Below are 7,768 nucleotides of genomic sequence, written 5' to 3'. Positions count from 1 at the left end.
CCCCCATTCGTTAGAACGGGGGTGTTTAGAATAATGAGCTGGCGATGACTTACTCTCACATGGGTAACCCCACACTACCATCAGCGCTAAGAGGTTTCACTTCTGAGTTCGGGAAGGGATCAGGTGGTTCACTCTTGCTATGGTCGCCAGCACAACTGGTATGGATACTTGCTTCGTTTTATTCACTGTGTGATACGTTGCGTTTTCCAAATCTTTACAGATGGGCTGATTGGTCTGATTTTTCGTTGTTCATTTTAGCTAGTAGTATAACTAAATCAAGTTGCTTTGCATGTTTATGAATCGATTGATGCTTCATATACAACTGCTTGGGTGTTGTATAGTCAAGCCTCACGAGCAATTAGTATTGGTCAGCTTCACATATCACTATGCTTCCACATCCAACCTATCAACGTCCTAGTCTCGAACGGCTCTTTAGAGGAATAAATTCCTAGGGAAATCTTATCTTGAGGTAGGCTTCCCGCTTAGATGCTTTCAGCGGTTATCCCTTCCGAACATAGCTACCCGGCGATGCGACTGGCGTCACAACCGGTACACCAGAGGTTCGTCCACTCTGGTCCTCTCGTACTAGGAGCAGATCCTCTCAAATTTCCAGCGCCCACGGTAGATAGGGACCGAACTGTCTCACGACGTTCTAAACCCAGCTCGCGTACCTCTTTAAATGGCGAACAGCCATACCCTTGGGACCTGCTTCAGCCCCAGGATGAGATGAGCCGACATCGAGGTGCCAAACACCGCCGTCGATATGAACTCTTGGGCGGTATCAGCCTGTTATCCCCAGAGTACCTTTTATCCGTTGAGCGATGGCCCTTCCATACAGAACCACCGGATCACTAAGACCTACTTTCGTACCTGCTCGACTTGTGGGTCTCGCAGTTAAGCGCGCTTTTGCCTTTATACTCTACGCGTGATTTCCGACCACGCTGAGCGCACCTTCGTACTCCTCCGTTACTCTTTAGGAGGAGACCGCCCCAGTCAAACTACCCACCAGACACGGTCCTCGTCCCGGATAACGGGACAGAGTTAGAACCTCAACATTACCAGGGTGGTATTTCAAGGACGGCTCCATTGGAACTAGCGTTCCAACTTCAAAGCCTCCCACCTATCCTACACAAGTAAGGTCAAAGTTCAGTGTCAAGCTGCAGTAAAGGTTCACGGGGTCTTTCCGTCTAGCCGCGGGTACACTGCATCTTCACAGCGATTTCGATTTCACTGAGCCTCTGCTGGAGACAGCGCCGCCATCATTATGCCATTCGTGCAGGTCGGAACTTACCCGACAAGGAATTTCGCTACCTTAGGACCGTTATAGTTACGGCCGCCGTTTACTGGGGCTTCGATCAAGAGCTTCGCTTACGCTAACCCCATCAATTAACCTTCCAGCACCGGGCAGGCATCACACCCTATACGTCCACTTTCGTGTTTGCAGAGTGCTATGTTTTTAATAAACAGTTGCAGCGGCCTGGTTTCTGCGGCTGTCGTCAGCTCAGGAAGCAAGTTCCATCACCAACAACAGCGTACCTTCTCCCGAAGTTACGGTACCATTTTGCCTAGTTCCTTCAGCAGAGTTCTCTCAAGCGCCTTGGTCTACTCGACCTGACCACCTGTGTCGGTTTCGGGTACGATTCCTGTGTAACTGAAGCTTAGAGACTTTTCCTGGAAGCATGGTATCAGCCACTTCACTGTACAAGTACAGCTTGCTATCGGATCTCAGTATAGAGTACCCCGGATTTGCCTAAGATACATACCTACATCCTTCCACCTGGACAACCAACGCCAGGCTGACTTAACCTTCTCCGTCCTCTCATCGCATTACACAGAAGTATTGGAATATTAACCAATTTCCCATCGACTACGCCTTTCGGCCTCGCCTTAGGGGTCGACTCACCCAGCCCCGATTAACGTTGGACTGGAACCCTTGGTCTTTCGGCGAACGGGTTTTTCACCCGTTTTGTCGTTACTCACGTCAGCATTCGCACTTCTGATACCTCCAGCATACTTCTCAATACACCTTCATCGGCTTACAGAACGCTCCCCTACCACTTGACTAATGTCAAATCCGCAGCTTCGGCACATAGTTTTAGCCCCGTTACATCTTCCGCGCAGGCCGACTCGACTAGTGAGCTATTACGCTTTCTTTAAAGGGTGGCTGCTTCTAAGCCAACCTCCTAGCTGTCTATGCCTTCCCACATCGTTTCCCACTTAACTATGATTTTGGGGCCTTAGCTGGCGGTCTGGATTGTTTTCCTCTTGACTACGGACGTTAGCACCCGCAGTCTGTCTCCCGGATAGTACTCATAGGTATTCGGAGTTTGCATCGGTTTGGTAAGTCGGGATGACCCCCTAGCCGAAACAGTGCTCTACCCCCTATGGTATTCGTCCGAGGCGCTACCTAAATAGCTTTCGGGGAGAACCAGCTATCACCAGGCTTGATTAGCCTTTCACCCCTATCCACAAGTCATCCCCTGGCTTTTCAACGACAGTGGGTTCGGTCCTCCAGTTAGTGTTACCCAACCTTCAACCTGCTCATGGATAGATCGCCTGGTTTCGGGTCTATACCCAGCAACTAAACGCCCTATTAAGACTCGATTTCTCTACGGCTCCCCTATACGGTTAACCTCGCTACTGAATATAAGTCGCTGACCCATTATACAAAAGGTACGCAGTCACACCACGAAGGTGCTCCCACTGCTTGTATGCATGCGGTTTCAGGATCTATTTCACTCCCCTCACAGGGGTTCTTTTCGCCTTTCCCTCACGGTACTGGTTCACTATCGGTCAGTCAGGAGTATTTAGCCTTGGAGGATGGTCCCCCCATATTCAGACAAGGTTTCACGTGCCTCGCCCTACTCGTCATCATTATGTGTGCCCTTTCGTGTACGGGAATATCACCCTCTACGTTCGCACTTCCCAGAGCGTTCCACTAAAACACACATAACTTAATGGGCTGATCCCCGTTCGCTCGCCGCTACTGAGGGAATCTCAATTGATTTCTTTTCCTAAGGGTACTGAGATGTTTCACTTCCCCTCGTTCGCCTTGCAACACTATGTATTCATGTTGCAATACCTACCTTAAAGTAGGTGGGTTCCCCCATTCAGAAATCTCCGGATCAAAGGATATTTGCCGCCTCCCCGGAGCTTTTCGCAGGCTATCACGTCTTTCATCGCCTCTGACTGCCAAGGCATCCACCACATGCACTTAATTACTTGACTATACAACCCCAAACAGTCGTCAACACCTACAAGTGAGTGTTGTCCGTGCGATTCTTCATCGCTACTATCTGTTGTTTGTGTACTTAAACACTGTACAGCTTCAATCTAAATTCATATACCAAAACGCTTGATTCAGTTAATTTGCTAGTTCTCAATTCATCTAGATTAATTGCTTAATCTAAACTCTTGAGTGAACAATTTATTTCAGACTCAATTTTGCCAATCTGTTAATGAATAAACACGCCTTCGTCAGGTCATGCTTAATACCGTGATACTTAAATCACAGAAGTTAATAAACCAAGACCGAAATCTCTATTTACTAATTTCTGTAATCCGAACTTCTCTTAAGTTCTGGTGGAGACTAGGAGAGTCGAACTCCTGACCTCCTGCGTGCAAAGCAGGCGCTCTACCAACTAAGCTAAGTCCCCAGCTTACATCATCAGTCATGTATCTTTTATCTATAACTTCAACCAGTCAAAGTCATGGTGGGTCTGACAAGACTTGAACTTGTGACCCCACGCTTATCAAGCGTGTGCTCTAACCAACTGAGCTACAGACCCTCAGATACATCTATGAAGAACAACTTGTTGTGGATTCTTACCAATCGTCAATCTTTCGTTAAGGAGGTGATCCAGCCGCAGGTTCCCCTACGGCTACCTTGTTACGACTTCACCCCAGTCATCGGCCACACCGTGGTAACCGCCCTCTTTGCAGTTAGGCTAGCTACTTCTGGTGCAACAAACTCCCATGGTGTGACGGGCGGTGTGTACAAGGCCCGGGAACGTATTCACCGCGGCATTCTGATCCGCGATTACTAGCGATTCCGACTTCATGGAGTCGAGTTGCAGACTCCAATCCGGACTACGATCGGCTTTTTGAGATTAGCATCCTATCGCTAGGTAGCAACCCTTTGTACCGACCATTGTAGCACGTGTGTAGCCCTGGCCGTAAGGGCCATGATGACTTGACGTCGTCCCCGCCTTCCTCCAGTTTGTCACTGGCAGTATCCTTAAAGTTCCCGACATTACTCGCTGGCAAATAAGGAAAAGGGTTGCGCTCGTTGCGGGACTTAACCCAACATCTCACGACACGAGCTGACGACAGCCATGCAGCACCTGTATGTAAGTTCCCGAAGGCACCAATCCATCTCTGGAAAGTTCTTACTATGTCAAGGCCAGGTAAGGTTCTTCGCGTTGCATCGAATTAAACCACATGCTCCACCGCTTGTGCGGGCCCCCGTCAATTCATTTGAGTTTTAGTCTTGCGACCGTACTCCCCAGGCGGTCTACTTATCGCGTTAGCTGCGCCACTAAAGCCTCAAAGGCCCCAACGGCTAGTAGACATCGTTTACGGCATGGACTACCAGGGTATCTAATCCTGTTTGCTCCCCATGCTTTCGCACCTCAGCGTCAGTGTTAGGCCAGATGGCTGCCTTCGCCATCGGTATTCCTCCAGATCTCTACGCATTTCACCGCTACACCTGGAATTCTACCATCCTCTCCCACACTCTAGCTAACCAGTATCGAATGCAATTCCCAAGTTAAGCTCGGGGATTTCACATTTGACTTAATTAGCCGCCTACGCGCGCTTTACGCCCAGTAAATCCGATTAACGCTTGCACCCTCTGTATTACCGCGGCTGCTGGCACAGAGTTAGCCGGTGCTTATTCTGCGAGTAACGTCCACTATCTCTAGGTATTAACTAAAGTAGCCTCCTCCTCGCTTAAAGTGCTTTACAACCATAAGGCCTTCTTCACACACGCGGCATGGCTGGATCAGGCTTGCGCCCATTGTCCAATATTCCCCACTGCTGCCTCCCGTAGGAGTCTGGGCCGTGTCTCAGTCCCAGTGTGGCGGATCATCCTCTCAGACCCGCTACAGATCGTCGCCTTGGTAGGCCTTTACCCCACCAACTAGCTAATCCGACTTAGGCTCATCTATTAGCGCAAGGTCCGAAGATCCCCTGCTTTCTCCCGTAGGACGTATGCGGTATTAGCATTCCTTTCGAAATGTTGTCCCCCACTAATAGGCAGATTCCTAAGCATTACTCACCCGTCCGCCGCTAAGATCAGTAGCAAGCTACCTCTCTCCGCTCGACTTGCATGTGTTAAGCCTGCCGCCAGCGTTCAATCTGAGCCATGATCAAACTCTTCAGTTAAAATCATTTTGTACCTTATTTAAAGACAAGGTACCAATTCTGGCTCATCAATTACTGACTTAAATTTCGCTCAAATAAACTTCGAGTAATTTAAACCAATCAATCAATGAAAATTATTTCGATTAATCAACCAGTAAAAATCCACACAAGTTGTTCTTCAATTCTCTTAATGATCTTCTTCCTGGTTCGTCACCAGCAAGCTAGGTCGGCTATATTACTCTTAATCTCTTAAAAGTCAACAGGTAATTTCGATATTTTTAAAACTTATCTCTCAAACCAACTTACCATCAAATTCATCACTTAAAGCAACCAATCTAATCTCAAGTAACTGTTTTTCAACAAGTTTCTATCTGCATCACCGCCGATGGATGTGCATTATAGATGATTAAGATCCCTTTGCAACCCTTTTTTTAATATTAGTACAACAACAGTTCGCTTTTTAATCAAAAATGATAAAAATAGTCATTTTTTATATAAACATGGTTGTAAAAGCATCAATTTATCTAAAATTTTCTCGTCCTGATTCTTTTCTTGCCATCTAAGTGGACGACAATCAATATATTCACAGTATCCACCCTCTCCTTGCAGACACTGTTCATTCCAGCTTAATTGATATTGAAAGCTTCCCACATATCCAGCCGCCAACCCAAACTTATAATCACCACGACTTTGTGCATAAAGTTCAAAAATTATTTTTCCATTTTTCTCACATTGCCAAGAAAACTCCCTAGGCAAGTACATCTCTTTACCATTCGGTGTTTTAACCTTTGGATAAACTCGGTGGATATGTAAATTTACGTCTTCTGTAAAACTTTCAACAGGCTTCCCAAATTCTTGAATATCTAATCTTGAACATAAGATGATATTCCACTGATTTCTTATTTGTAAGAATGTAAGCTGCGTCGTTTCATTTAAGTTTATAATTTGGCATGTATAGAAACATAAAGACAAGAACGGCAAATGCAAAGCTCGCGCGTGTTTAAATCGCCCCAACCCTTCAATTTGATATTTCTGTCCTTTATAAAAAATTTCACCTTCACATATACATAATGTTGACCAATAGTCAGAAACACCCCACTGCAAAGCAGAGGCATTAGATATATTTTCTGGAATCTGAATTTTAAGATCACACCCCATTTCTGGGTCTAATCGCTGAAGGCGAATCATAGGAATTTGCCATTGAATCAGGTCGGTTTTATCAAATTGATATAGCGCCGAATCAAACTGGCATTGGCGTCGAATAGAATATGTTTTTAAATGTCCCACACTATGTTGGCTATTACTTACAAGCACTGTTGCAGTGTCGATAGCTGAAGTTGTAATGCTGTGGGCGTTATAACACAGAGGAATACGTGGCTGTCCCACTAAACTAATGTAATTAAAATAACGAAGTGGGGTAGGTAAATTTGGAAGGATCAAGCCTTGATAAACAATTTTAAAAAAGCCACGAGAAGGTTGATAAACAACCCCCTCTTTAGCATTAGGGCCCAGCTGCTGTAATTGATTAATTTCATTTATCAACTTAGGCATACTGAACCTCTTCTATTTTATGTTTTTAGTGTTTCATTACTCTTGCGTGCAAATAAAGTCGTAACAAAACCAGATAGAGCATAGATAATTGAAACTGTCAAAATGCCCATTGGAATATTATAAGTGATTGCCGCAAAAATCAGTACTACTGGCAACATAACTACAAAAGGAACGCGTTTACGATCCATCTGCTTGAAAGAATAATATTTAATATTGGAAATCATGAGTAATCCCACAATTACCATAAGAACAGCATTAATAGTTTGAATCGCAATATCACGTAAATCAAAAATGAAAGGATAATCGCGAGCAACCCAGACGAGTGAAATAATAATAATAGCAGCGAGTGGACTTGCAATGCCGATAAAATAACGCTTATCAACAACGCCAATTTGCACATTAAAACGCGCTAGTCGGAAGGCTGCGCAGGCTGTATAAACAAAACAACAAGCCAAACCAATACGACCTAAATCATGCAAACTCCAGCTATACATCAGCATTGCTGGAGCCACACCAAAAGCTAACAAGTCTGAGAGAGAATCATATTGCTCGCCAAAAGCACTTTGTGCGCCAATTGCTCGAGCAACTCGACCATCTAAGCCATCCAATAGCGCTGCAATAAAAATGGCATAGATCGCTTGGTTAAAATCCCCATTCATACTCGCAATGATGGAATAGAAACCGGACAACAGAGCAGCGGTTGTAATTAAGTTAGGCCAAAGATAAATACCTCGGCGCTTCACTTTTTGTCCTTCCGGATTATCTTCTTCTTCAACCACTTCAAATGTAATCCCATCAAATGAATGTTCATTATGAGTTAAATCTTGCTCTGGTTTAGGCGCATTTGTCATTA

1 protein-coding gene, 2 tRNA genes, 3 rRNA genes and 1 pseudogene are annotated in these 7,768 nt (G+C 45.4%); all 7 read right to left on the bottom strand.

Going from position 1 to position 7,768, the window contains the following annotated elements; translation table 11 throughout:
- Positions 1–36: 36 nt before the first annotated feature.
- Positions 37–151, bottom strand: a 5S ribosomal RNA gene (gene rrf, locus J655_RS23310).
- A 186-nt stretch (positions 152–337) separates the two neighbouring features.
- Positions 338–3,228: ribosomal RNA gene (locus J655_RS23305) — 23S ribosomal RNA — on the bottom strand.
- A 352-nt stretch (positions 3,229–3,580) separates the two neighbouring features.
- Positions 3,581–3,656, bottom strand: a tRNA-Ala gene (locus J655_RS23300).
- Between the two features lie 55 nt (positions 3,657–3,711).
- Positions 3,712–3,788, bottom strand: a tRNA-Ile gene (locus J655_RS23295).
- A gap of 59 nt (positions 3,789–3,847) precedes the next feature.
- Positions 3,848–5,385 (bottom strand): 16S ribosomal RNA (locus J655_RS23290).
- Together the 16S, 23S and 5S rRNA genes with 2 tRNA genes alongside form the textbook arrangement of a ribosomal RNA operon.
- 443 nt (positions 5,386–5,828) lie before the next feature.
- Positions 5,829–6,915: pseudogene (locus J655_RS23285) on the bottom strand (DUF6670 family protein).
- Positions 6,916–6,932: 17 nt separating this feature from the next.
- On the bottom strand, positions 6,933–7,766 hold the full coding sequence (gene pssA, locus J655_RS23280) for a CDP-diacylglycerol--serine O-phosphatidyltransferase (RefSeq protein ID WP_002119541.1): 834 nt from the start codon (positions 7,764–7,766) through the stop codon (positions 6,933–6,935).
- Positions 7,767–7,768 lie beyond the last annotated feature (2 nt).

Origin of the sequence: Acinetobacter sp. 1294243, from assembly GCF_000588015.1 — a bacterium.
GTDB lineage: Bacteria > Pseudomonadota > Gammaproteobacteria > Pseudomonadales > Moraxellaceae > Acinetobacter > Acinetobacter pittii.
The sequence above is the reverse complement of the archived record's forward strand: the minus strand, read 5'-3'. Positions and strand labels throughout refer to the sequence as shown.

What these genes read in the sequence shown, in the direction of transcription:
- pssA (WP_002119541.1), bottom strand. Translation starts at nt 7,766, where the DNA reads ATGACAAATGCGCCTAAACCAGAGCAAGATTTAACTCATAATGAACAT.